This is a genomic window from Mycolicibacterium arseniciresistens (assembly GCF_030519285.1).
Lineage (GTDB): Bacteria > Actinomycetota > Actinomycetes > Mycobacteriales > Mycobacteriaceae > Mycobacterium > Mycobacterium arseniciresistens.
In genome coordinates, this window is the sequence record NZ_JAUMSQ010000065.1 from 1 (window position 1) to 24,076 (window position 24,076).

Annotated in this window: 27 protein-coding genes; 16 read left to right on the forward strand and 11 right to left on the reverse strand. The window is 68.3% G+C overall.

Translation table 11 applies throughout. The features are described 5' to 3' along the window. Positions 1–1,543 (reverse strand): N-acyl-D-amino-acid deacylase family protein (locus tag Q2100_RS11440; RefSeq protein ID WP_302914151.1); only part of this gene is annotated, 1,543 nt, incomplete at its 3' end. Positions 1,544–1,565: 22 nt separating this feature from the next. Between Q2100_RS11440 and Q2100_RS11445 the strand changes: the two genes are divergently transcribed. Then, positions 1,566–1,955, forward strand: a complete 390-nt coding sequence (locus Q2100_RS11445; protein ID WP_302914179.1) for a VOC family protein — start codon at positions 1,566–1,568, stop codon at positions 1,953–1,955. Here the strand turns inward: Q2100_RS11445 and Q2100_RS11450 are convergent. Continuing rightward, the gene (locus Q2100_RS11450) at positions 1,952–2,413 is read right to left on the reverse strand and encodes a hypothetical protein (RefSeq protein ID WP_302914152.1); all 462 of its coding nucleotides are present in this window, start codon (positions 2,411–2,413) and stop codon (positions 1,952–1,954) included. The genes Q2100_RS11445 and Q2100_RS11450 overlap by 4 nt on opposite strands. Before the next feature lie 73 nt (positions 2,414–2,486). Between Q2100_RS11450 and Q2100_RS11455 the strand changes: the two genes are divergently transcribed. The 5 genes from Q2100_RS11455 to Q2100_RS11475 all read left to right on the forward strand — a co-directional run bounded on the left by Q2100_RS11455 (position 2,487) and on the right by Q2100_RS11475 (position 6,954). Beyond that, on the forward strand, positions 2,487–3,005 hold the full coding sequence (locus tag Q2100_RS11455; protein ID WP_302914153.1) for a mycothiol transferase: 519 nt from the start codon (positions 2,487–2,489) through the stop codon (positions 3,003–3,005). A 7-nt stretch (positions 3,006–3,012) separates the two neighbouring features. Next, on the forward strand, positions 3,013–3,540 hold the full coding sequence (locus Q2100_RS11460) for a phosphatase PAP2 family protein (protein WP_302914154.1): 528 nt from the start codon (positions 3,013–3,015) through the stop codon (positions 3,538–3,540). 53 nt (positions 3,541–3,593) lie between these two features. Then, entirely contained in the window at positions 3,594–5,111 is a 1,518-nt protein-coding gene (locus Q2100_RS11465; protein ID WP_302914155.1) for an aldehyde dehydrogenase family protein, read from the forward strand. A 75-nt stretch (positions 5,112–5,186) separates the two neighbouring features. Further along, positions 5,187–6,044, forward strand: a complete 858-nt coding sequence (gene ppk2 / locus Q2100_RS11470; protein ID WP_302914156.1) for a polyphosphate kinase 2 — start codon at positions 5,187–5,189, stop codon at positions 6,042–6,044. Between the two features lie 40 nt (positions 6,045–6,084). After that, positions 6,085–6,954, forward strand: a complete 870-nt coding sequence (locus Q2100_RS11475) for a hypothetical protein (protein WP_302914157.1) — start codon at positions 6,085–6,087, stop codon at positions 6,952–6,954. On the opposite strand, the gene Q2100_RS11480 is transcribed toward Q2100_RS11475, so the two are convergent. The 5 genes from Q2100_RS11480 to Q2100_RS11500 form a co-directional block, all read right to left on the reverse strand. Beyond that, on the reverse strand, positions 6,934–7,830 hold the full coding sequence (locus tag Q2100_RS11480; RefSeq protein ID WP_264013069.1) for a crotonase/enoyl-CoA hydratase family protein: 897 nt from the start codon (positions 7,828–7,830) through the stop codon (positions 6,934–6,936). The two genes, Q2100_RS11475 and Q2100_RS11480, sit on opposite strands and share 21 nt — an antisense overlap. A 31-nt stretch (positions 7,831–7,861) precedes the next feature. Further along, the gene (locus tag Q2100_RS11485; RefSeq protein ID WP_372503741.1) at positions 7,862–8,086 is read right to left on the reverse strand and encodes an anti-sigma factor family protein; all 225 of its coding nucleotides are present in this window, start codon (positions 8,084–8,086) and stop codon (positions 7,862–7,864) included. Between the two features lie 8 nt (positions 8,087–8,094). Next, positions 8,095–8,760 carry an RNA polymerase sigma factor gene (locus Q2100_RS11490; protein WP_302914158.1) on the reverse strand — a complete coding sequence of 222 codons (666 nt, stop codon included), beginning with the start codon at positions 8,758–8,760 and terminating at the stop codon, positions 8,095–8,097. Beyond that, the gene (locus tag Q2100_RS11495) at positions 8,757–9,275 is read right to left on the reverse strand and encodes a YkgB family protein (protein WP_302914159.1); all 519 of its coding nucleotides are present in this window, start codon (positions 9,273–9,275) and stop codon (positions 8,757–8,759) included. Before Q2100_RS11495 ends, Q2100_RS11490 begins: the two co-directional genes overlap by 4 nt. A 72-nt stretch (positions 9,276–9,347) precedes the next feature. Then, positions 9,348–11,381: a prolyl oligopeptidase family serine peptidase gene (locus Q2100_RS11500; protein ID WP_302914160.1), complete on the reverse strand. Its 2,034-nt coding sequence runs from the start codon at positions 11,379–11,381 to the stop codon at positions 9,348–9,350. A gap of 64 nt (positions 11,382–11,445) precedes the next feature. On the opposite strand from Q2100_RS11500, the gene adh reads away from it, so the two are divergent. From adh to Q2100_RS11530, 6 genes are read left to right on the forward strand one after another with little or no spacing between them, the layout of a single operon-like run. Next, complete coding sequence (gene adh, locus Q2100_RS11505) at positions 11,446–12,969, forward strand: aldehyde dehydrogenase (protein ID WP_302914161.1); 1,524 nt, start codon at positions 11,446–11,448, stop codon at positions 12,967–12,969. Continuing rightward, positions 12,966–13,481 carry a DUF779 domain-containing protein gene (locus Q2100_RS11510; RefSeq protein ID WP_302914180.1) on the forward strand — a complete coding sequence of 172 codons (516 nt, stop codon included), beginning with the start codon at positions 12,966–12,968 and terminating at the stop codon, positions 13,479–13,481. Before adh ends, Q2100_RS11510 begins: the two co-directional genes overlap by 4 nt. 30 nt (positions 13,482–13,511) lie before the next feature. Continuing rightward, a complete protein-coding gene (locus Q2100_RS11515; RefSeq protein ID WP_302914162.1) occupies positions 13,512–13,790 on the forward strand; it encodes a putative holin in 279 nt (92 codons plus the stop codon). Next, positions 13,783–14,322, forward strand: coding sequence for a hypothetical protein (locus Q2100_RS11520; RefSeq protein ID WP_264013078.1), 540 nt, complete (start codon positions 13,783–13,785; stop codon positions 14,320–14,322). The genes Q2100_RS11515 and Q2100_RS11520 overlap by 8 nt, the downstream gene beginning before the upstream one ends. Before the next feature lie 31 nt (positions 14,323–14,353). Continuing rightward, positions 14,354–15,748: a dihydrolipoyl dehydrogenase gene (gene lpdA, locus Q2100_RS11525; protein WP_264013079.1), complete on the forward strand. Its 1,395-nt coding sequence runs from the start codon at positions 14,354–14,356 to the stop codon at positions 15,746–15,748. After that, the gene (locus Q2100_RS11530; protein ID WP_302914163.1) at positions 15,745–16,014 is read left to right on the forward strand and encodes a hypothetical protein; all 270 of its coding nucleotides are present in this window, start codon (positions 15,745–15,747) and stop codon (positions 16,012–16,014) included. The genes lpdA and Q2100_RS11530 overlap by 4 nt, the downstream gene beginning before the upstream one ends. Here the strand turns inward: Q2100_RS11530 and Q2100_RS11535 are convergent, their stop codons facing one another. Then, positions 16,015–16,566, reverse strand: coding sequence for a carboxymuconolactone decarboxylase family protein (locus tag Q2100_RS11535; RefSeq protein WP_302914164.1), 552 nt, complete (start codon positions 16,564–16,566; stop codon positions 16,015–16,017). Between the two features lie 53 nt (positions 16,567–16,619). Next, the gene (ramB, locus tag Q2100_RS11540) at positions 16,620–18,041 is read right to left on the reverse strand and encodes an acetate metabolism transcriptional regulator RamB (RefSeq protein WP_302914165.1); all 1,422 of its coding nucleotides are present in this window, start codon (positions 18,039–18,041) and stop codon (positions 16,620–16,622) included. 162 nt (positions 18,042–18,203) lie between these two features. Here ramB and Q2100_RS11545 point away from each other — a divergent pair, with 162 nt between their 5' ends. The 4 genes from Q2100_RS11545 to Q2100_RS11560 all read left to right on the forward strand — a co-directional run bounded on the left by Q2100_RS11545 (position 18,204) and on the right by Q2100_RS11560 (position 22,444). Beyond that, complete coding sequence (locus Q2100_RS11545) at positions 18,204–18,980, forward strand: acyl-[acyl-carrier-protein] thioesterase (protein WP_264013150.1); 777 nt, start codon at positions 18,204–18,206, stop codon at positions 18,978–18,980. Between the two features lie 267 nt (positions 18,981–19,247). Next, positions 19,248–20,534: an isocitrate lyase gene (aceA, locus tag Q2100_RS11550; protein WP_264013083.1), complete on the forward strand. Its 1,287-nt coding sequence runs from the start codon at positions 19,248–19,250 to the stop codon at positions 20,532–20,534. A gap of 70 nt (positions 20,535–20,604) precedes the next feature. Beyond that, complete coding sequence (locus Q2100_RS11555; protein WP_302914166.1) at positions 20,605–21,459, forward strand: 3-hydroxybutyryl-CoA dehydrogenase; 855 nt, start codon at positions 20,605–20,607, stop codon at positions 21,457–21,459. A 112-nt stretch (positions 21,460–21,571) separates the two neighbouring features. Next, entirely contained in the window at positions 21,572–22,444 is an 873-nt protein-coding gene (locus tag Q2100_RS11560) for an endonuclease domain-containing protein (RefSeq protein ID WP_302914167.1), read from the forward strand. Positions 22,445–22,496: 52 nt separating this feature from the next. Here Q2100_RS11560 and Q2100_RS11565 read toward each other — a convergent pair whose 3' ends face one another. Both Q2100_RS11565 and Q2100_RS11570 read right to left on the reverse strand, forming a co-directional pair. Next, positions 22,497–23,366: a polyphosphate kinase 2 family protein gene (locus tag Q2100_RS11565; RefSeq protein ID WP_302914168.1), complete on the reverse strand. Its 870-nt coding sequence runs from the start codon at positions 23,364–23,366 to the stop codon at positions 22,497–22,499. Beyond that, positions 23,363–24,061 (reverse strand): TetR/AcrR family transcriptional regulator, encoded by a 699-nt coding sequence (locus Q2100_RS11570; protein WP_264013087.1) that lies wholly within the window; start codon positions 24,059–24,061, stop codon positions 23,363–23,365. Before Q2100_RS11570 ends, Q2100_RS11565 begins: the two co-directional genes overlap by 4 nt. Between the last annotated feature and the right edge of the window lie 15 nt (positions 24,062–24,076).

Genomic DNA, 24,076 nt, shown 5'->3' on the forward strand with positions numbered 1-24,076 from the left:
GCGCATCGGGGTCGATGACGTTCAGGTCGGCTTTGTAGCCGACCGCGATGCGGCCCCGGTCGGCGAGGCCGGCCACCCGCGCGGGCGCGGACGTCAGCTCCCGCACCGCGTCGGCGACCGACAGCAGGCCCGCCGCGCGATCACGGACCCAGTGCGTCAGCATGTACGTCGGAAAGCTTGCGTCGCAGATCATCCCGTAGTGCGCGCCGCCGTCGCCGAGGCCGAGCACCACATCGTCGCGGCGGATCAGGTCGGCCACCGTGTCCAGCGAGCCGTCCCGGAAGTTGGCCAGGGTGACCAGCAGCATGGCGTGCCCGTCGTCGTCGAGCACCCGGTCGTAGGCCTCCTCGAGCGGGCTCACGCCGCGCGCCCGCGCCCTGGCGGCGATGCTGTCCGACCGGTCGGGTTCGTAGTTCGGCGGGTCGCCCAGCGGGAACATCCACTCGAACGCCTGCGCGGCGAACATCAGCGGATGCCCGTCGCCGGCCGCGGTGTCGTTCAGGATGCGTTCGCGCACTTCGGGTCTGCGCATCTCGGCGACCCGTTCGGCCAGCGGCAGGCCCGCCAGTTCGCGGTAGCTCGGGTAGAGCACGAAAGGGTGGCCGGACAGTTCGAGGCCGAGCACCAGGCCGATCGGCCGCGGGAACACCTGGGCGCTGATGTCACCGCCGGCCGCATTGGCCTTCTCCACCATGGTGAGCGCGTCGACGAAGAACGGGTCACCGGCGTTGCCGATCGCCAGGGTGAAGGTGACGGGCAGGCCGACGTCCTCGGCCACGTCGAACACCGTCCGCAGCGCGGGCTCGTAGTCACCGGCGACGAGGTCGGGCACGAATTGGATCAGCCCGCCTCCGCCGTCGCGGACGCCACGGGCGATCGCGTCGAATTCCGCGTACGCCGCGCCGAAACTCGGGATGGGATGGCCGCTTTCGCTCTTGTGCAGGGTCAGCTGCGACGACGCGAAGCCCAGCGCGCCGACCTGGACGGCCTCGGCGGCGAGCTTGCGCATCATCGCCAGGTCCTCGGGGGTGGCCGGTTCGCGCTCGACGCCGCGCCGGCCCATCACGTAGACGCGCAGCGGCGAGTGCGGCAGAAAGGCGGCGACGTCGATGTCGCGCTGTCGCGAATCCAGCGCGTCGAGGAACTCGGGGAAGGTCTCCCACGTCCACGGCAGGCCGTCGACCATGACCACGCCCGGGATGTCCTCCACGCCCGCCATCACGTCGACCAGCACGTCGTGGTCCTCCGGCCGGCACGGCGCGAAGCCGACGCCGCAGTTGCCCATCACCGCTGTGGTCACGCCGTGCGCCGACGACGGTGTCATCCGGTCCGACCAGATGGCCTGTCCGTCGTAGTGGGTGTGCAGGTCGACGAATCCCGGCGTGACCAGCAGGCCGGTGGCGTCGATCTCCCGCACGCCCGTCCCGTCCACGGCGCCGACCGCGGCGATGACGCCGTCGGACACCGCGACGTCCGCCGTGAACGGCTCACCGCCGAGGCCGTCGACGACGGTGCCGTTGCGAATGAGGAGGTCATATGTCATGGCACGAATGTACGGTGACGGGGTGATCGATCACTTCGGAATCAACTGCGCTGACTTCGACAGGTCAAAAGAGTTCTACGACAAGGTGCTCCACGTCCTGGGTTACAGCAGGCAGATGGACTTCGGCGTGGCCGTCGGCTACGGCGCCGAGGGGCATCCACACTTCTGGATCGCCGACATGAACGCCGGCGAGGTGCCCGGCCCCAACCGGGAGATGCACGTCGCGTTCGCCGCGAAGGACCCCGAGAGCGTGCAGGCGTTCTTCCACACCGCGCTGGCGCTGGGTGCGGAGCCGCTGCACGAGCCGCGACTGTGGCCGGAGTACCACGAGAACTACTACGGGGCGTTCGTCCGCGATCCCGACGGCAACAACGTCGAGGCGGTCTTCCACGGCGGCGGCCCCAAGGGTTAGTGCGGCGGGATCGTCACCGCGCCGCGTCCCCGCGACAGCAGCGCCATGAAGACGATCCAGCACGCCACCGCCGCCACGGCGAGCCACTTCGCGAGTTCGAAGCCGACCGTCAGCAGCTCGCCGCTCCAGCCGACGGTCCTGGTCAGCACCGACTGCTCGGCGTTGTTGTCCGCCACATCGGGCAGCACTGCGCCGATGACGAACAGCAGCAGCCACAGCAGCAGTTGCACCACGATCTGAGCGGTCGTCAGCCGGCCGTGCCGGCGCGTGTGCCGCAACGCCGACCACGTCGACATCGACAGCGCGATCACGAGCAAGGGAACCACCGTGAACGCCGATATCAGTGCGATCAGACCCACCGTTCCGCCGAACATCGCGCGACCCACCCAGACCCACAGGATCAATACGATGTTCACCGGGATCATCGCGGCCACAACGACTCTGCTCAGCGCTGTCACCGACCGATCGTAAGCGCCCCGGCGGCCCGCTTCGGGCGGCAGTTCTGACCGGGTCACGGGTACGTTGAGACCCATGGCTGACTCCGACGCGACCGCGGCCCGCGAACTGCTGCGTGACTCGTTCACCCGGCTCATCGAGCACGTCGACGCGATCGCCGACGAGCTGTCCGACGAGGTGGCGCTCTACCGGCCGGCACCGACCGCCAACACGATCGCCTGGCTGCTGTGGCACAGCGCCCGTGTGCAGGACGCACAGCTGTGCGACATCGCCGGGGTCGAGGAGGTGTGGACGCGCGACGGCTGGGTCGACCGGTTCGGGCTCGACCTCCCGCGCGACGACACCGGGTACGGCCACGGTGCGGACGACGTCGACAAGGTCCGGGCGTCGGCCGATCTGCTGGCCGGCTACTACCACGCCGTGCACAAGGTGACGCTCGAGTACATCGCGTCGGTGACGCCGCAGGACCTGAGCCGGATCGTCGACGAGCGGTGGGATCCACCGGTCACCGCGAGCGCGCGCCTGGTCAGCATCGTCGACGACTGCGCCCAGCACCTGGGGCAGGCGGCGTACGTGCAGGGCATCGCCGGCTGAGGTGTCGATGACGAGAGCGGCCGCATGGTGGCCGCCGGTCGCGATCGCGGCGATGGTGCTGCTCGGCGTCGCCGTCGGCACCGGGACCACCGGTCTGGACGCCTGGTTCTCCGACCGCGACTTCCCGCGGTGGTGGCGGGTGGTGGTGGACTGGCGGGTGCTGCTCGCCGTGCTGGCCGCGATATTCGCCGTCGCGCTGTGGCGCGGACGGTGGCGACTGGCGATCGCCGCGGTGATCTGCCCGCCGCTGGGCATCGCGGTGGTCTGGACCGTCAAGCCGCTGTTCGGCCGCCTGAGCGGCGGCGCCCTGGCGTATCCGAGCGGTCACGTGACGACGCTCGTGGTGGTGTCGGGCCTGGTGGTGCTGGCCGCAGGGAGACGGTTGTGGGTGCTGGCACTGGCCGCGCTGCCCGTGGCGGTCGGCATGCTGGCCGTCGGATCGACCTTCCACTACTTCACCGACACGGTCGGAGCGCTGCTGCTCGGCACGGCGATCGTGACGTTGGCCGGCCGCGTGCTCCGGCACCCCACTTGACAGGTGTCAACCCCACTGCGATCTGCGTCACAGCAGGCGGTTAGCATGGGGTCATGACTGCTACGCCTGACGTGGACGCGGCCGAGACCGGCACCATCCGCAACCCCGCGACCGGCGCCGTCGCCGGCACCGTGCGCTGGACGGACCCCACCGACGTGCCGCGCATCGCGACCGGCCTGCGGTCCGCGCAGCGCGACTGGGAGGCCCGCGGCGCCAAAGGCCGCGCGAAGGTCCTCGCCCGCTACGCCGTGTGGCTGGGTGAGCACCGCGACGAGATCGAAGAGCTGCTGATCAAGGAGACCGGCAAGTCCGCGGTCGACGCGGCGCAGGAGGTGCCGCTGCTGATCATGATCGCCTCGTACTACATCAAGACCATGGAGAAGGCGCTGGCGCCGGAGAGCCGGCCGGCGTCGCTGCCGTTCCTGTCGATCAAGAAGGTCACGGTGCACTACCGGCCCCGTCCGGTCGTCGGCATCATCGCGCCGTGGAACTACCCGGTGGCCAACCTGTTGATGGACGGCATCGCCGCGCTGGCCGCCGGCTGCGCGGTGCTGCTCAAGCCGTCGGAGCGGACACCGCTGACGGCCGAGCTGCTGTTGCGCGGCTGGCTGGACTCCGGGGCGCCCGAGGTGATGGCGATCGTGCAGGGCGCCCGCGAGGCCGTCGAGGCCGTGGTCGACAACTCCGACTACATCCAGTTCACCGGGTCCAGCGCCACCGGCGCGAAGGTGATGGAGCGCGCCGCGCGCCGGCTCACCCCGGTCAGCCTTGAGCTGGGCGGCAAGGACCCGATGATCGTGCTCGAGGACGCCGACGTCGACCTGGCCGCGCACGCCGCCGTCTGGGGCGCGATGTTCAACGCCGGCCAGACATGTGTGTCGGTGGAGCGGGTGTACGTCCTCGACGCGATCTACCAGCAGTTCGTCGACGCCGTCGTGCGCGCGGTCGAGAACCTCAAGGTCGGCGCGGGTGACGGCAACGACATCGGCGCTCAGATCGACCAGAGTCAGGTCGCCGTCACCGAGCGCCACGTCGAGGACGCCAAGGCCAAGGGTGCCCGCGCGCTGACGGGCGGCGAACGGCCCGCCGGTGAGGGCAGCTTCTACCCGCCGACGGTGCTCGTCGACGTCGACCACTCGATGATGTGCATGACCGAGGAGACGTTCGGCCCGACCCTGCCGATCATGAAGGTGTCCAGCGTCGAGGAGGCCGTGCGCCTCGCCAACGACAGCCCCTACGGCTTGAGCGCATCGGTGTTCTCCAAGGACGTCGAACGCGGCAAAGCTGTTGCGCTGCAACTCGATTGCGGCGCGGTCAACGTCAACGACGTGATCTCCAACCTGATGTGCACCACGGCGCCGATGGGCGGGTGGAAGACCTCGGGCATCGGCGCCCGGTTCGGCGGCGCCGACGGGCTGCGCAAGTTCTGCCGTCAGGAGGCCGTGGTGGCGCCGCGCACCAGCGTCGGCGCCGGCGGCAACTACTACAACCAGTCCCAGAAGGCGCTCAAGCGGATGAACACGATGATGACGAAGATGGCGCTCATCCGCCCCCGCCGCGAAGCCCGCTAGCGTCCGCGGCGGCGTCCACCGCCAGTTCACTTCGGCGTCACTTTCGCGTACCGGCGAGCCGTTACGTTCGGCGCCGTGACCCTGCTGACCGACGGCTACACCGTCCGCGACGATGACGACGACGATCCGGTGCTGCTCGTGCAGCCGAGCGGCAAGCCCGTCGACACGTGGCGGGAGAACTACCCGTACGACGAGCGGATGAGCCGCGAGGAGTACGAGCAGCAGAAGCGGTTGCTGCAGATCGAACTGCTCAAGCTGCAGAAGTGGAGCCAGGCCAACGGTCTACGGCACGTCATCGTGTTCGAGGGTCGCGACGCGGCGGGCAAGGGCGGCACCATCAAGCGCTTCATGGAGCACCTCAACCCGCGCGGCGCCCGCACCGTCGCGCTGGAGAAGCCGACCGAGCGCGAACAGACGCAGTGGTACTTCCAGCGCTACGTTCCCCATCTGCCCGCCGCCGGGGAGATGGTGCTGTTCGACCGCTCCTGGTACAACCGCGCAGGCGTCGAGCGCGTGATGGGTTACTGCTCACCAGAGCAGCACGCCGAGTTCACCCGGCAGGCACCGCTTTTCGAGCAGATGCTGGTCAACGACGGCATCAGCCTGACCAAGCTGTGGTTCTCGGTCACCCAGAGCGAGCAGCTCACCCGCTTCACGATCCGGCAGGTGGACCCGGTGCGGCAGTGGAAGCTGTCCCCGACGGACCTGGCGTCGCTGGACAAGTGGGACGACTACACGCAGGCCAAAGAGGACATGTTCGCGCTGACGGACACCGAGTTCGCGCCCTGGATCGTGGTCAAGAGCAACGACAAGAAGCGCGCCCGGATCAACGCCATGCGCCACGTGCTCGGTAAGTTCGACTACGACAACAAGGACCACGAGGTGGTCGGCCGCGCGGATCCGCTGATCGTGGGACGGGCGCTGACGGACTGAAACCCCGCGCGGTCCTTCACCGACGTGGGGAGGCCCGGGCGTGCGATTCGTCATGACGGTGCTGCTGTGGCTCGTCACGACGGCAGCCCTCGCGGTCGCGGTGCCGACGGCGTGGGCCCAGACGACCGTCGTCAGCGAGGACGGCTACGCCGAATTCGCCGCGTCGGCCGCCGAGGATCCAGCACTGCAACAGGCGGTCGCCGCCGAGTTGACCACCCAGATCCTCGACCTCGCCGATGGCAACGGTTACGGCGGGCTCAACCCCGCCCTGGTGCGCCAGGTCGCGTCGTCCTACACCGGCAACGCCGGCTTCCCCGGCCAGTTCGCGCAGGCCAACCGCATCGCGCACCGCTATGTGTTCACCGACTCCGCGCAGCCCGGCGACCAGCAGAACCAGTGGCTGATCGACGTCGCGCCGATGCTGTCTGACACGTCGTTCCGCGCGACGCTGGGCGACCTCAACCTCGGCGTGCCCGAGACGCTCGAGGTGCCGATCACCGTCCCGTCCGCCGAGCTGCGGCCCGGCAAGCTGCGGCCGCTGGCCACCTGGACGCCGTGGGCCGCCGTGGGCTCGGCCGTGCTGGCCGGGGTGTTCGCCCTGCTGACCCTGGCCGCCGCCCGGTCGCGCGGCAAAGCCGTTGCCGCACTGGGAGTATCGGCGCTCCTGGTGGGCGCTGCAGGCTGGGCCGGACTGGAGGTCGCCCGCGGGCGCATCGACGGCGCGCTCGGCAACACCACCGGCGACATCCGCCTGATCGCCGACGCGATGGTCGGTCACGCCGAGGGCAGCCTGCACCACTGGTTCAACCTGACCCTGGCCGCCGGCGGCGCGCTGGTGCTGGTCGGTGTGCTGGTGGCGATGCTCGGCGGGTTGCGACGCGAACGGCGCTCAGGGTTCGATCACGTGTGACGGATCCGGCCTGCGCTCCGGCGGTGCCTGGCTGTAGTCGCCCCATGGGCCGTCGCGGCGCTCGACCGCGGCCCGGACGCCCTCCCTGGACGCGGTGTCGATGAAGTCGAGCGCATCCGGGGTGTTGCGCATCAGCCCGTCGAGGATGCCGCCGAGCGTCTGGGTGGACGCCAGCCCCATGTTCTCGTAGGCCTGGTTGACGATGAGTTTCTGCGCCTGCAACTGCGACAGCGGGATTCTGGCGAGCCGCCCGGCGATCTCGGCGACACGGGCCTCGAGCCGCTCGAACGGCACCGCCTCGTTGATCAGTTCCACGTCCGCGGCCTCACGGCCGGTGAGCGGTTCACCGGTCAGCGAATGCCACTTCACCTTCGCCAGACTCAGCCGGTAGAGCCACATCCCGGTGAGGTACGCGCCCCACATCCGGCTGTAGGGGGTGCCGATGACGGCGTCCTCGCTGGCGATGACGAGGTCGGCGCACAGCGCGTAGTCACTCGCACCGCCCACACACCAGCCGTGCACCTGGGCGATCACCGGCTTGGACGCCCGCCAGATGGCCATGAACTTCTGGGTCGGACCCGTCTCGCGGGCGCTGACCATCGCGAAGTCCTTGCCCGGGTCCCACCGGCCGTCGGTGTTCATCGCCTCGCCCCACTGACCGAAGCCGCCGCCGAAGTCGTAGCCGCCGGAGAACGCCCGGCCCGCGCCGCGCAAGACGATCACCTTGACCGCCGGGTCGCGTTCGGCCAGGCCGACGGCGGCCTCGATCTCGTCGGGCATCGGCGGCACGATCGTGTTGAGCTGGTCGGGACGGTTCAGCGTGATCGTGGCGATCGGCGCTGCGACCGTGTAGAGCAGGGTCTCGAAGTCGGGCATGGCTGCAGTGTGGCAGGGGAGCGCGTCTGACTCACCGCCAGTCGCGGAACGCGTCGAGCAGCCGGTCACGGAACGCCGGTTCGATCGCGTCGTCGCCGATCCGGCCCAGCGTGTCGACTGTGGTGCGGAACTGCTGCAGGTAGTGCTCGCAGCCGTCGCACTCGACCAGATGCACGTCGAAGCGCGCCCGGGTGTCGGGATCCAGCGAGCCGTCGAGATACGCGGTCACCAGTTCGACGAGTTCGTTGCAGTCCATGTCGCCGGTCATCGCTGGTCCCTACCGTCATTGTCTTTCACGTCGTTGTCTCGCACGTAGTCTTCGAGCGACTGCCGGACCGCCGCACGGCCGCGGTGCAGGAGCACCCGTTGGTTGCCGGCCGTGATGCCGAGCAGTTCACTCACCTCGGCCGAGTCGAGGTCGAGCAGGTCGCGCATCGTGACCACCTGCCGCTGCCGCTCCGGCAGCTTGTCGAGTTCGCGCCGGGCGACCGCCACGAGTTCGTCGCCGAGCACCGAGCCCTCTGGAGTGTCGGGGAAGGGCGCGGGTGTGGCATCGGTGCGCCAGTGTCCCGGCCACTCGTCACCGGCGTCGCGGAACCGTGCGGGATCGACAGTGCCCTCGGTGAACGCCATGATCTGCAGGTCGTTGTCGCGCCGCTCGCGCACCGCCCTGGACTTGGCGATGTTGATCAGCACCGTGAACAGCCACGTGCGCACCGACGACCGCCCCTCGAAACCCGCGATGCCCTTCAGCAGGGCGATCCACGCCTCCTGCACCACGTCCTCGGCCTGCTCGTGGGTGTGCACGTAGCCGCGCGCCACCCGCAGCATCGCCGGGGTGTGCTGATCCACCAGGAGCGCGAAGGCGGCCTCGTCACCATCCCGAAGGGAGGCCACGAGCGCCGCTTCATCGCCGGTGGCGGTGGTCATCTCGTCGTGAGGGTAGCTCCGCGGCGGTCCGCTTCGGCCGACTTCAGCGCATCGGCCAGCGTCCACACCGAGACGGCGATCAGCACAACGTCTTTGATCAGGAATCCGCCGCTGAGGGTGAGCATCGGGAAGCCGCCCTCCTCCGCCGCGAAGGCGTCGGGCAGGGTGACCAGGAAGCTGATCGTGGCGACGAACAGGCCGATGGCGATCACGCTGCCGAGCGCCGATGCGCGGGGCCACAGCGGCTTGACCGCCAGCAGCACCGCGGCGGTCACCTCGACGACGCCGAGCAGCGCCGAGAACGTCGTGACCGAGAAGATGTCGTACACCCAGCTCATCAGTGGGCTGCTGGCGACGAGCGGTTCGATGCCCTTGGCCTCGTAGGTGGTGAACTTCATCAGGCCGAGCCAGCCGATGACGAGGACGAGGCTGTAGCGGATCAGCACCGCTCCGGCTCGCTCGAGTCCGGCTCCGGTGAGGAAGCTCCTGACACTGTGGTCGTGGATGGTGGTCATGTGCGGCTCCTGATGTGAATGGCGGATCGGTTATACGACTGAGTGCCGCCCGACCCGCCATCCGTTACACCGCTACGTGCTCAACTTCCGGTGCAGGAATTCGTAGATCAACGCCGACCGGAACGCGGCCTGCGAATTGTCGGCCGCGCCGCCGTGGCCGCCCTCGATGTTCTCGTAGTACTGCACCGGCTGACCGGCCGCCTCGAGCGCCGCGGTCATCTTGCGGGCGTGCCCCGGGTGCACCCGGTCGTCACGGGTCGACGTGGTGATCAGCACCGGCGGGTACGGCCGATCGGCCGAGATGTTCTGGTACGGCGAGTATTCCGAGATGAAGGTCCAGTCGTCGGGGTTGTCCGGGTCGCCGTACTCGGCCATCCACGACGCGCCAGCCAGCAGCAGGTGGAACCGCTTCATGTCGAGCAGCGGCACGCTGCACACCAGCGCGCCGAACAACTCCGGGTATTTCGTCAGCATCACGCCCATCAGCAGGCCGCCGTTGCTACCACCCTGGGCGCCCAGTTGCTCGACCGTCGTCAGGCCGCGGGCCACCAGGTCCGCCGCCACCGCCGCGAAATCCTCGTACACGAGGTGGCGTCCCGCGCGCATCGCCTGCGTGTGCCAGCCCGGGCCGTACTCGCCGCCGCCGCGGATGTTGGCCAGCACGTAGGTGCCCCCGCGTGACAGCCACAGCCGGCCGAGCACCCCGTCGTAGCCCGGCGTACGGGACACCTCGAACCCGCCGTACCCGCCGAGCAGCACCGGTCCCGGCGCCTGGCTGTGCCGGTGCCCGACGACGAAATAGGGCACCCGGGTGCCGTCCGCCGAGGTGGCGAAGTGCTGGCTGACCTCGAGGTCGGCGGCGTCGAAGAACGACGGCGCCCGCTTGATCTCGGTCGGCGCTCCCCCCGCGGTGCCGTGCAACAGCCGCGACGGCGTGTCGAATCCGCTTGAGTCCAGGAATATCTCGTCACCGTCGCGGTCGGCCGCCACCACCACGGTGTTGGTGTTCTCCGGGATCCCCGGCACGGGTTCGGCGGTCCAGGTACCCGGCGTCACCACCTGCACCCGGCTCGCCACGTCGGCCAGCGTCACGAGCAGTAACCGGTCCCGGGTCCACGTGTAGTGGTACAGGCAGGTGTGGTCATCGGGTTCGAACACCACCTGCAGTTGCGCTGTGCCGGAGAGGAATTGCTCGTAGTCGGCGGCCAGCAACGAGCCGGCGCGGTACTCGGCGGCGCCGGTGTTCCAGTCGGTCCGCAGCTCGATGAGCAGCCATTCGCGGTGCGCCGAGACCGTGGCGTCGGTGGGTGCGTCGAGCCGGATCAGCTCGTCGCCACGCAGTTCGTGGACCTCGTCGTTGTAGAAGTCGACCGCCCGGCGCAGCATGGTGCGCTCGAATCCCGGTGTGCGATCGGTGTGTGCGGCCACCACGACGTCGCTGGGCTCGCCGCTGAACAGCGTCTCGGCGTCGGCCAGCGGCTGCCCGCGGCGCCACCGTTTCACCAGCCTCGGGTAACCCGAGTCGGTCAGCGAACCGTCGCCGAAGTCGGTGCCGACCAGCACGGTGTCCTCGTCGACCCAGTCGATCTGGGTCTTCGCCTCCGGCAGCTCGAATCCGCCGTCGACGAACTGCCTTGTCCGCATGTCGAACTCGCGGACGATCGCGGCATCCGAGCCACCTCGGGAGAGGCTCACCAGGGCCAGGGTGCGCTCCGGTTCGATGACGTCGGCGCCCGCCCACACCCAGTTCTCGTCGTCGGCGCGCGCCAGCTCGTCGACGTCGATGACGACATCCCAGTCGGGGTTCTCACCGCGGTAGCTGTCCAGGGTGGTGCGCCGCCACAGCCCGCGCGGGTTGGCCGCGTCGCGCCAGAAGTTGTACAGGTACTCACCGCGGCGCCGCACGTAGGGGATGCGGGCATCGGTGTCGAGAACCTCGAGCGCCTCGGCCCGCATCTGTTGGAAGCGGTCCCCGGCCAGGCCGGCGAGTGTGGGCTCGTTGTGCGCGCGCACCCAGTTCAACGCGTCGTCGCCGGTGATGTCCTCGAGCCACAGATGGGGATCGGCTGTCGTGGTCTCGTCGCGCGAGCGGTCTTCAGGAGCCATGGAATTCATTGTGGCGGCGAGCGTACTGTGACCTCAGTTACACCGCTGATCGAGGGAGGCACCCATGACCACCTACGCCCGCCCAGGCACCGCCGACGCGCTGATGTCGTTCGAGTCGCGATACGCCAACTTCATCGGCGGCGAGTGGGTGGCGCCGGCCGGCGGGGAGTACTTCGAGAACCCGACGCCGGTCACCGGACAGGGGTTCTGCGAGATCCCGCGCTCGACCGAGGCCGACGTCGAGAAGGCCCTCGACGCTGCGCACGCCGCCGCACCGGCCTGGGGCAAGACGTCGCCCGCCGAGCGCGCGGTGATCCTGAACAAGATCGCCGACCGCATCGAGGCGAACCTGGAGTCGCTGGCGCTGGCCGAGTCGTGGGACAACGGAAAGCCGATCCGCGAGACGCTCAACGCCGACATCCCGCTCGCCGTCGACCACTTCCGCTACTTCGCAGGCGCGATCCGTGCCCAGGAGGGGTCGCTGTCACAGATCGACGACGACACCGTCGCCTACCACTTCCACGAACCGCTCGGCGTCGTCGGCCAGATCATCCCTTGGAACTTCCCGATCCTGATGGCCACCTGGAAGCTGGCGCCCGCCCTTGCCGCGGGCAACGCCGTCGTGCTCAAGCCCGCCGAGCAGACCCCGGCGTCGATCCTCTATCTGATGTCGCTGATCGGCGACCTGCTTCCCGCGGGCGTGCTCAACGTGGTCAACGGTTTCGGCTTCGAGGCGGGCAAGCCGCTGGCGTCGTCGAACAGGATCGCCAAGATCGCGTTCACCGGCGAGACCACCACCGGGCGGCTGATCATGCAGTACGCGTCGCAGAACCTCATCCCGGTGACGCTGGAGCTGGGCGGCAAGAGCCCGAACATCTTCTTCTCCGACGTGATGGCCGCGGCCGACGACTACCAGGACAAGGCGCTCGAGGGCTTCACGATGTTCGCGCTCAACCAGGGCGAGGTGTGCACCTGCCCGTCGCGCAGCCTGGTGCAGGCCGACATCTACGACGAGTTCCTCGAGCTGGCCGCGATCCGGACCAAGGCCGTCCGCCAGGGCGACCCGCTCGACACCGAGACGATGATCGGCAGCCAGGCCTCCAACGACCAGCTGGAGAAGATCCTGTCCTACATCGAGATCGGCCGCTCCGAGGGCGCCCGGGTGGTCACCGGCGGCGAGCGCGCCGACCTCGGTGGCGATCTCAACGGCGGCTACTACGTGCAGCCGACGATCTTCGCCGGGGACAACGCCATGCGGATCTTCCAGGAGGAGATCTTCGGGCCCGTGGTCGCGGTGACGTCGTTCGACGGCTACGACGACGCCATCCGCATCGCCAACGACACCCTCTACGGGCTTGGCGCGGGCGTGTGGAGCCGCGACGGCAACACCGCCTACCGCGCCGGGCGCGACATCAAGGCCGGCCGGGTGTGGACGAACTGCTATCACGTCTATCCTGCGCACGCGGCCTTCGGCGGCTACAAGCAGTCCGGCATCGGCCGGGAGAACCACAAGATGATGCTCGACCACTACCAGCAGACCAAGAACCTGCTGGTGTCCTACAGCGACAAGGCCCAGGGGTTCTTCTGACGAGCGTTCGCCCGCACAGGGCGCTCATCACCCGTGCCGCCGCCGACCTGCTCGAGACGCTGCAGGCCCGCCACGGCGCGCTGATGTTCCACCAGTCCGGCGGCTGCTGCGACGGCTCCTCGCCGATGTGCTACCCCGACGGCGACTTCATCGTCGGCGACCGCGACGTCCTGCTCGCCGTGCTCGACGTCGGCGAGCCGGGCGTTCCGGTCTGGATCTCGGGGCCGCAGTTCGACACGTGGAAACACACCCAACTGGTGATCGACGTGGTGCCGGGCCGCGGCGGCGGCTTCAGCCTCGAGGCGCCGGAGGGCAAGCGGTTCCTCAGCCGGGGCAGGGCCTTCACCGCCGAGGAGAACGCCGCACTCGCCGGGGATCCGCCGCTCACCGGCGCCCGCTACGAGGCCGGGGAGCGCCCGCAGCCGCACGGCACCCACGTCGTCGCCGAGACCGGCCGTGTCGAATCGGATGCATGTCCGTTACCTGGGCGCGCCGCGCCGGTTGAGGGCTGACACCGTTCTCGGCCCTTATCGTTTTCAATCGTGATCCCCCTTCCCAGGGCCTGGCTGTTGACCGGCGCGATGCTGGTCGGCGCTGCGGTGGGGCTGCTCGCCGGCGTGACGACGATCCTGCTCGTCGACGCCAGCGTCCGGCCCGACGTGGTGATCGGCCTGGTGGTCGGCGTACCGGGAACGATCGGCATGCTGGCCATCCTGCTTTCGGCCCAGCGCTGGGTGACCACGCTCGGGGCCTTCATCGTCGCGATCGCGCCCGGGTGGTTCGGAGTCCTGACATTGACCCAGGTGGTGAGCGGTGCCTGAGAAGACAGAAGAGAAGACCAGCGACAACACCTCGCCGTACCTGCCGACCTTCGACACCGGCAGCTTCGAGGCACTGCGCAACCCGGTCGAGCCCCGTGCCGCCGAACCCGAACCGGTGCTCGCGCCCTCACCCGACTACGCACCGCCCGTCGCGTTCGAGGACGTGCCGTCCGAGCCGATGCCCGAACAGGTGGCCGCCGCCCAGCCGCTCGTCGTGCCGGGCTCCTACCAGTTCGTCAAGCGGTGGATGTTCGCGCTCGTCGTGGCGGGAGTGTGGGTGGCCGCGGCCGGGATCGGCGCCGGCCTGTACCAGTGGTGGTACACCGACCCGGACCTGACCAAGCGGTGGCCGGTCTTCGCGGTGCTGGTGTACCTGGTCGCGTGCACGGTGGCGGGACTGCTGGCGGCGATGGTCGCGCACCGGCCGAAGGTGTCGGCGATGGCGATCGGGCTGATGTCGGCGCCGCTGGCGTCGACGGCCGCCGCGGCCGTGCTCTACGGCGCCTACGTGTTCGGCTGGATCGCCCGGTAGCGCGCACCGTCGGACCACTAGGCTGGTGGGCGTGACCCACTATGACGTCGTCGTCCTCGGAGCCGGTCCCGGCGGGTACGTCGCGGCCATCCGCGCCGCCCAACTCGGGCTGAACACCGCCGTTGTCGAACCCAAGTACTGGGGCGGGGTGTGCCTCAACGTCGGCTGCATCCCGTCGAAAGCGTTGCTGCGCAACGCCGAGCTGTCCCACATCTTCACCAAAGAAGCCAAGACCTTCGGCATCAGCGGGGAGGCGACGTTCGACTACGGCGTCGCCTACGACCGCAGCCGCAAGGTCGCCGACGGCCGCGTCACCGGTGTGCACTTCCTGATGAAGAAGAACAAGATCACCGAGATCCAGGGCTACGGGAAGTTCAAGGACGACCACACGCTGTCGGTCGACCTGAACGACGGCGGCACCGAAGAGGTCACGTTCGACAACGTCATCATCGCCACCGGCGCGCACACCAAGCTGGTGCCCGGCACGAAGCTGTCGGAGAACGTCGTCACCTACGAAGAGCAGATCATGGAGCGTGAACTGCCGAAGTCGATCGTCATCGCAGGCGCGGGCGCGATCGGCATGGAGTTCGCGTACGTGATGAAGAACTACGGCACCGAGGTGACCATCGTCGAGTTCCTGCCGCGGGCGCTGCCCAACGAGGACGCCGACGTCTCCAAGGAGATCGAGAAGCAGTTCAAGAAGCTCGGCGTCAAGATCCTCACCGGCACCAAGGTCGAGTCGATCGACGACGACGGCAAAGAGGTCACCGTCACCGTCAGCAAGGACGGCAAGTCGCAGGAGATCAAGGCCGAGAAGGTGCTGCAGGCCATCGGATTCGTCCCGAACGTCGAGGGCTACGACCTCGACAAGGCCGGGGTGGAACTCACCGAGCGCGGCGGCATCGGCATCGACGACTACATGCGCACCAACAAGCCGCACGTCTACGCGATCGGCGACGTGACGGGCAAGCTGCAGCTGGCGCACGTCGCCGAGGCGATGGGCGTGGTCGCGGCCGAGACCATCGCCGGCGCGGAGACGCTGCCGCTGGGCGACTACCGGATGATGCCGCGCGCCACGTTCTGTCAGCCGCAGGTGGCCAGCTTCGGGCTCACCGAGGAGCAGGCCCGCGACGAGGGTTACGACGTCGTCGTCGCGAAGTTCCCGTTCACCGCGAACGCCAAGGCGCACGGCATGGGCGACCCGAGCGGCTTCGTCAAGCTGATCGCGGACGCGAAGTACGGCGAGCTGATCGGCGGCCACCTCATCGGCCACGACGTGTCCGAACTGCTGCCCGAGCTCACGCTGGCGCAGAAGTGGGACCTGACGGCCACCGAGCTCGCCCGCAACGTGCACACCCACCCGACGATGTCGGAGGCGCTGCAGGAATGCTTCCACGGCCTCACCGGCCACATGATCAACTTTTGAGAAACGAGCTCGTCGCCGGCATCGGCGGATTGGTGATCGGGCACGTCCTGTGGCTGATCGGCATCTCGCTGGCCACCGGCACCTCCGACATCAGCTTCTGGGTGCTGCTGGTGGCGGCGGTCTCACTGCTGCTCGGCGTCGCGGCGGGGGTGCTGGGATGGCGCCACTACCAGCGCAAGTCGCACGTGTGGGCGGCGTTTCTGTGGTGCCTGCCCGCGGCGCCCGTGCTGTTCTCGATCATCGTGCTCGGCGTGACCTACCTGTAGTCAGTCCGGGAAGTCGAGCGGCACCTGCAGGGTGCTGATGGTCGCCGCCAGGCCGTCGTATTGTGCTGCGAGCATGCAGAATTCGATCAGCTGCTGCTCGGTCAGGTGCTTCGCCAGCGCCTTCCACGTCTCCGGGGAGACGCCGCGGGTGACGACGAACTCGTCGGTGGCGGTGATCAGCACCCGCTGCCGGTCGGTGAGGCCTTCGGCGTCCGGGCCGTCGAAGATGCGGGCCTGCGTCTCGGCGTCCACACCGCGGCTGCGGGCCAGCCTGCGGTGCTGCTGCAGCTCGTACTCGCAGTCGCGCAGGTGGCCGACCCTCAGGATCACCGTTTCGGCGTCCCGGCGGGTGAGCTTGCCGAGCGGGCCGAGCAGGACGCCGCTGTAGGGCAGCCATGCCAGGAACAGCAGCCGGTGCCGGCCCAGGACATTGAAGAGGCTGAACCGCGGGGCCCGGATCGAGCGGGCGCCCGCCTTGGCGATGGCCCAGTTGAGTGGACCCAGTTCGCGGAATCCGCCGGGCTCGATGCGCGCAGGCTCTACTGAACTCACCTCATCGAGTCTGGCACAGGTGGGCCTCAAAAGGCCCGGGCACCGGTGACGGATCAGGTCTGCTTGACCAGATACGGCGACACCGTCGAGCGGTGCTCGTCGAGATCCAGCGCCCGGCCGAGGGCGGGGAAGGCGCGCTGCGGGCAGTTGTCCCGTTCGCACACCCGGCATCCCGCGCCGATCGGGGTGGCCACCGAGGCGTCGCCCGACAGGTCGAGTCCCTCGGAGTAGACGAGCCGGTGCGCGTGCCTCAACTCGCATCCCAACCCGATCGCGAACGTCTTGCCGGGCTGCCCGTAGCGCGCCGCGCGCCGTTCCACCGTTCGGGCCACCCACATGTAGTCCCGCCCGTCGGGCATCTGTGCGATCTGCACCAGGATCTTGCCCGGGTTGGCGAACGTCTCGTAGACGTTCCACAGCGGGCAGGTGCCGCCGCTGGAGGAGAAGTGGAACCCGGTGGCGGACTGACGTTTCGACATGTTGCCCGCCCGGTCCACCCGCACGAACGACAGCGGGACACCGCGCATCGACGGCCGCTGCAGCGTCGACAGCCGGTGCGCGATGGTCTCGTAGCTGACCGCATAGAACGCCGACAGCCGTTCGACGTCGTAGCGGAAGTTCTCCGCCACGTGGTGAAACTGCTGATACGGCAACACCGTCGCCGCGGCGAAGTAGTTGGCGAGCCCGAGGCGGGCCAGCGTGCGGGACTCGTCGCTGGTGAAGGTGCCCTCCTCGACGAGCCTGTCGATCAGGTCGCCGAACTCCAGGAAGCCGAGTTCGGCGGCGAGTTTGAACACCACCTGGCCCGACGAGAGGTGCCCGCCGATCTCCAGGGTCTTCGTCGCGGGATCGAAGCGGTGCATGACGTTCTCACCGAGGTCGTTGCGCCGGACGATGCGGACCCCGTGCACCGCGGTCAGGCGGTCGGACAGCTCGCGGGCCAGTTCCGCGCGGTGCATGCGCAGCCGGATGGTGAGGTCCTCGGCGGCGGTGTCCAGTTCGTGCAGGTAGTTCTGCCGGTCGTAGAAGTAGTCGCGCACCTCTTCGTGCGGCATCGTGATCGAGCCCGAACCGCTGCCGTCTGCGAATCGCTCCTCCGTCACCGCGGCGAGCTGCGCCGTCGTGAGCCGGTAGCGCCGGTGCAGGTTCACCATCGCGCGGGCGAGGGTGGGATGCGCGGCGACGACGTCGGCGATCTCCGCGACGTCGACTTCGACGCCGAGGTCACGGTCCATCGTCAGCTCTCGCAGTTCGGCGACGAGCCGGGTGTCGTCCTGCGAGGCGAAGAAGGTCGCGTCGACACCGAAGACCTCGGTGATCCGCAGCAGCACGGCGACGGTCAGCGGGCGGACGTCGTGCTCGATCTGGTTCAGGTAACTCGGCGAGATGTCGAGCCTCTGAGCCAGGGCGGCCTGGCTGTAGCCCCGTTCGCTGCGCAGCTGCCGCACGCGCGAGCCGACGAAGGTCTTGGCCATGCTGACCAGCGTAACAACGTGCGAAGAAGCGCTTCGCAGCGTTCGCACGGGCAGCCGCTGTGGAAGGATCGGGGCGCCTGGCATGATTCGGTTGGGCAACGATGTGGAAGGACGAACGTGAGCGGCACGCAGGCAGCTGCCGGCGCCGGCCTGGCAAAGACGATGATGCCGGTGCCCGACCCGCACCCCGACGTGTTCGACACCGGCTGGCCCCTGCGCGTCGCCGACGTCGACCGCACCGGCCGCCTGAAATTCGACGCCGCGACCCGTCACATCCAGGACATCGGCTCCGACCACCTCCGCGAACTGGGCTTCGAGGAGACCCATCCGCTGTGGATCGTGCGCCGCACCATGATCGACCTGATCCGGCCCATCGAGTTCCAGGACATGATGCGGTTGCGCCGCTGGTGTTCGGGCACGTCGAACCGGTGGTGCGAGATGCGGGTGCGCATCGACGGCCGCAAGGGCGGGCTGATGGAGTCCGAGGCGTTCTGGATCAACATCAACCGCGAGACCCAGGGTCCGGCGCGCATCTCCGACGACTTCATCGCCGGACTGCGGCGCACCACCGACGTGAACCGGCTGCGCTGGAAGGCCTACCTCAGCGCGGGTGCCCGTGAGGACGCCGCCGAGATCCGCGAGTACCCGGTGCGCGTCTCGGACATCGACATCTTCGACCACATGAACAACTCGGTGTACTGGTCGGTGGTCGAGGACTACCTGGGCAGCCACCCCGAACTGCTGCAGAAGCCGCTGCGCGCCACCATCGAGCACGACCTGCCGGTGGCCCTCGGCGACAAACTGGAGATCATCTCGCACGTGCACCCGCCCGGTTCGACCGACAAGTTCGGCGCCGAGCTGACGGATCGCACTGTTACAACGCTCACATATGCGGTCGGCGACGAGACGAAAGCCGTCGCATCACTCTTCACGCTCTGATCATCCCGGTTTAACAGTACGGGCGTACTGACCAGCGGAAACGGGTTACTGATCAGTAGCTTCTGAACCGGTACAGCTGCGGGCTGTCTTCGCAATCTTCACAAGTTAGCCGGGGGTGTTGGCGAAACTTGGCAAGCGAAACGGGTGGACCTGCAGTTATACCTTGAGGCATCCTCGTAGGAGCACAGCCGCGAAGTCGTTCGAGTGTTAGCAAGCCGGGAAAGTCGGCCACACCGCAGCGATTCAGTACCCACGAAGGAGCAGTCGATGTCGACCGTTGGCACCCCGAAATCGCCCGAACAGATCAAGCAGGACTGGGACACCAACCCCCGGTGGAAGGGCATCACCCGCGAGTACAGCGCCGAGGACGTCGTCGCGCTGCAGGGCAGTGTCGTCGAAGAGAACACCCTCGCCCGCCGCGGCGCCGAGGTGCTGTGGAGCCAGCTGCACGACCTCGAGTACGTCAACGCCCTCGGCGCCCTGACCGGCAACATGGCCGTCCAGCAGGTTCGCGCCGGGCTGAAGGCCATCTACCTCTCGGGGTGGCAGGTCGCCGGTGACGCCAACCTGTCCGGCCACACCTACCCCGACCAGAGCCTCTACCCGGCCAACTCGGTGCCGCAGGTGGTCCGTCGCATCAACAACGCGCTGATGCGTGCCGACCAGATCGCCAAGGTCGAGGGCGACACCTCGATCGAGAACTGGCTGGCCCCGATCGTCGCCGACGGCGAGGCCGGCTTCGGTGGCGCGCTGAACGTCTACGAGCTGCAGAAGGCCATGATCGCCGCCGGTGTCGCCGGTTCGCACTGGGAGGACCAGCTGGCGTCGGAGAAGAAGTGCGGCCACCTCGGTGGCAAGGTGCTGATCCCCACCCAGCAGCACATCCGCACCCTGACCTCGGCCCGCCTGGCCGCCGACGTGGCCGACGTGCCGACCCTGGTCATCGCCCGCACCGACGCCGAGGCGGCCACGCTGATCACCTCCGACGTCGACGAGCGCGATCAGCCGTTCATCACCGGTGAGCGCACCAAGGAAGGCTTCTACCGGGTCAAGAACGGCCTGGAGCCCTGTATCGCCCGCGCCAAGGCCTACGCCCCGTACTCCGACCTGATCTGGATGGAGACCGGCACGCCGGACCTCGAGCTCGCCCGCAAGTTCGCCGAGGGCGTCAAGTCGGAGTTCCCCGACCAGATGCTGTCGTACAACTGCTCGCCGTCGTTCAACTGGAAGAAGCACCTGGACGACTCGACCATCGCGAAGTTCCAGAAGGAGCTCGGCGCGATGGGCTTCAAGTTCCAGTTCATCACCCTCGCGGGCTTCCACGCCCTGAACTACTCGATGTTCGATCTGGCGTACGGCTACGCCCGCAACCAGATGAGCGCGTACGTCGAGCTGCAGGAGCGCGAGTTCGCCGCCGAGGAGCGGGGCTACACCGCGACGAAGCACCAGCGCGAGGTCGGCGCCGGCTACTTCGACCGGATCGCCACCACCGTGGACCCGACCAGCTCGACCACGGCGCTGACCGGCTCGACCGAAGAGGGTCAGTTCCACTAGAAGTCAGTTGATAGCGTCAGGCCCCGTCCGTGTTCTCGGGCGGGGCCTGTCGCTGTATCGGAGGAGATCAATGAGCATCGAGCGGGTAGGCGTCGTGGGCGCCGGACAGATGGGCGCTGGCATTGCCGAGGTGTCGTTGCGCGCGGGTGTGGACGTCCGCATCTACGAGCCCACCGAGGCGCTTGCCGAGGCGGGCCGCGGCCGCATCGTCTCGTCGCTGGAGCGCGGTGTCAGCAAGGGCAAGCTGACCGAAGCCGAACGTGACGAGGCGCTCGCGCGGTTGAGCGTCGCCACCGACATCGCCGACCTGGCGGACCGCCAGCTGGTGGTCGAGGCGATCGTCGAGGATGCGGCCGTCAAGGCGAAGGTCTTCGCGCAGCTCGACGAGGCCGTCACCGATCCCGATGCCGTGCTCGCGTCGAACACGTCGAGCATCCCGATCATGAAGATCGCCGCGGCCACCAAGAACCCCAGCCGCGTGCTGGGCCTGCACTTCTTCAACCCGGTGCCGGTGCTTCCGCTGGTCGAACTGGTGCCGACGCTGGTCACGAACGACGAGGCGCTGGCCCGCGTCGAGCAGTTCGCGGGTGAGAGGCTCGGCAAGAAGGTGGTGCGCTGCACCGACCGGTCGGGCTTCGTCGTCAACGCGCTGCTGGTGCCCTACCTGCTGTCGGCGATCCGGATGGCCGAGGCCGGCGTCGCCACCGTCGAGGACATCGACACCGCCGTCGTCGCCGGGCTGTCGCACCCGATGGGCCCGCTGAAGCTGTCGGACCTGGTCGGGCTGGACACGCTGAAGCTCATCGCGGACTCGATGTTCGAGGAGTTCAAGGAGCCGCTCTACGGGCCGCCGCCGCTGCTGCAGCGGATGGTCGAGGCCGGCCAGCTGGGCAAGAAGTCGGGCAAGGGCTTCTACACGTACTGAGTTCTGGCGCCGACACTACGGTTGTTGACGGTTTTCGCGCGAAATGCGTCAACAACCGTAGTCTCGGCGGAATTCGGCGGAACCGACGCGGCTGTTGGCGCGCCTAACAGGTGTGCGAGGAGTCATGCTGGCCTCAGAAGCGATCGCTGCCGGGCAATTGACCCGAAACGACCTGCGCCGTCGATACGTGAAGCTGCATCGCGACGTCTACGTCCCGAAGGGCAGGGAACTGACGGCGTTCGACCGGGCCGTCGCCGCATGGCTGTGGTCACGTCGCGAGGCGGTGTTGGCGGGTTGCTCGGCCGCCGCGGTGCTCGGCTCGAAGTGGCTGCCCGTCGATGGCCCGGCAGAAGTCGCCCGCGTCAGATACCCGTCGCCGGCCGGCATCATCGTCCACAGTGGAACCGTCGCCGATGACGAAGTCTGCCGCGTGGGCGAAATGACTTGCACCACAGCCGCCCGCACCGCATACGACCTCGGCCGCCGACTCACCTTCGAGCGCGCAGTGATCCGCATCGATGCCCTGCTCAATGCGACCGGCGTACCGGTCGCGGCGGCGGGTGCGGTGGCATCGCGCTACCCGGGAGCCCGCGGGATCCGTCACTTCCGCCGGGCGCTCGACCTGGTCGACGCCGGCGCTGAGTCGCCGCAGGAGACCCGCTTGCGACTCCTGCTCGTGCAGTCCGGGTTACCGCGGCCGGTGACGCAGATTCCTGTCGCCGACGAGCGTGGCCGGGTTCGGCGCCGGATCGATATGGGGTGGCCCGAGTGGATGGTGGGTGTCGAGTACGACGGCGAGCAACACTTCACCGGCCCGGACGACTACGCCGACGACATCGAACGGTTGGAGTTCCTGGCGCACCGCGGCTGGACCCTCGTGCGGGTCAGCGGACGGCAACTGCGATGGGAGAGGCCGGCGGTCGTGCAGCGCGTCAACCGGGCGCTCGGCGCCGCCGGGATGCCGCGCCGACACTACAGTTGTTGACGAGAATCAGCCGAAATGCATCAACAACCGTAGTCTCGGCAACGAAAGCGAACTAGACCTCGGCGAGGCGGCGCTTCTCCGCCTCGACATCGAAATCGGCAGGGGGCCACGACAAGTCGAGGCCGTCCAGCGCTTCGATGAGCAGTTCGGTGACCGCGAGGCGGCTGTACCACTTGTGGTCGGAGGGTACGATGTGCCACGGCGCGATGTCGGTCGACGTGCGGTCGAGCATCGCCTGGTAGGCGTCCACGTACTTCGGCCACAGCAGGCGCTCGTCGATGTCGGCGGGGTTGTACTTCCAATACTTGTCCGGCCGCGCGAGACGCTTCTCCAGTCTCTTCTTCTGCTCGTCGAGTGAGACGAACATCGCGACCTTCACCAGAGTCACTCCGCCGTCGACGAGTTCGCGTTCGAAGGCGTTGATCTCGTCGTAGCGGGTGGCCCACACGTTCGGCGGGACGAGATCGTGGACCCGCACGATCAGCACGTCCTCGTAGTGCGACCGGTCGAACACGCCGATGTGTCCCGCGGGCGGCAGCGCCTTGCGGATGCGCCACAGGTAATGGTGGGCCAGCTCCTCCTCGGTCGGCTTGCCGAAGCTGGTGTACCGCACGCCCTGCGGATTCGCCGCCCCCACAACGTGTTTGACGATCCCGCCCTTACCCGCGGTGTCCATGCCCTGCAGCACCAGCAGCACCGATCGGGTGTCGCCCCCACCCTTGCTGCCGGCGTAGAACATCTCCTGCAGTTCGGCCAGCACCTCGTTGCGTTCCCATTGCAGGGCTTTCGCGTCGTCCTTGGACCCCCCGAAACCGGGCGTCGCGTCGGTGTCGATGTCGGCGACCTTGGAGCCGGGACGGAATGCCAGCAGCTCTCCCGGTTCGTGGGTCCACTCGTCGGGCAGCTCGGCTTCGGCGGTCATCGGCTGGTGGGCAGGATCGGCGACGGGTGTGCCTGCCTGCGGAACACCTCGAGTGAGCCGCCGACCTCGACGATTCCGCAGAGTGCATTCCAGGACAGCATGGTCAGGTAGTCGATGAGTTCGTCGGACGTCATACGCGGGTGCGACATCCACGAGTGGGTGGCCAATTGGACGCCGCCGACGGTGTGGAACGCCCACGGCTCGACACCGCTGGTGTCCATTCCGACCTCGGCCATCCGGCGGCGCAGCATCACCGCGAGCATCCGGGCGATGATCTGCTCGGAGTTCGCGACCGCCTGGTTTTTGCTGGCCGAGTTGTTGGCCATCACGAACCGGTACGGCTCCGGCTCGTTGGCCACCGTCTCGACGTACACCCGGATGATCTCCCGCGTGAGGTCGAAGCCGTCCATGTTCGACGTCAGCGCGGCCGCCATGTTCGGGATCAGCGTGGTCTGGGCGAATCGCATCATCACCGCGGTGGTGAGGTCGTTCTTGTCGACGAAGTAGCGGTACAGCACCGTCTTGGACACCCCGATCTCAGCGGCGATCTCGTCCATGCTGACGTTGCTTCCACGTCGGCGGATCGCCTCGAGGGTGCCGTCCACGAGTTCGTTGCGCCGGTCGACCTTGTGCTGATGCCAGCGCCGTTTGCGTCCATCGGTCTTGACCGCCACCGGCGGGGTCTGCTGTGCCACTATCCCCGTAGTCCA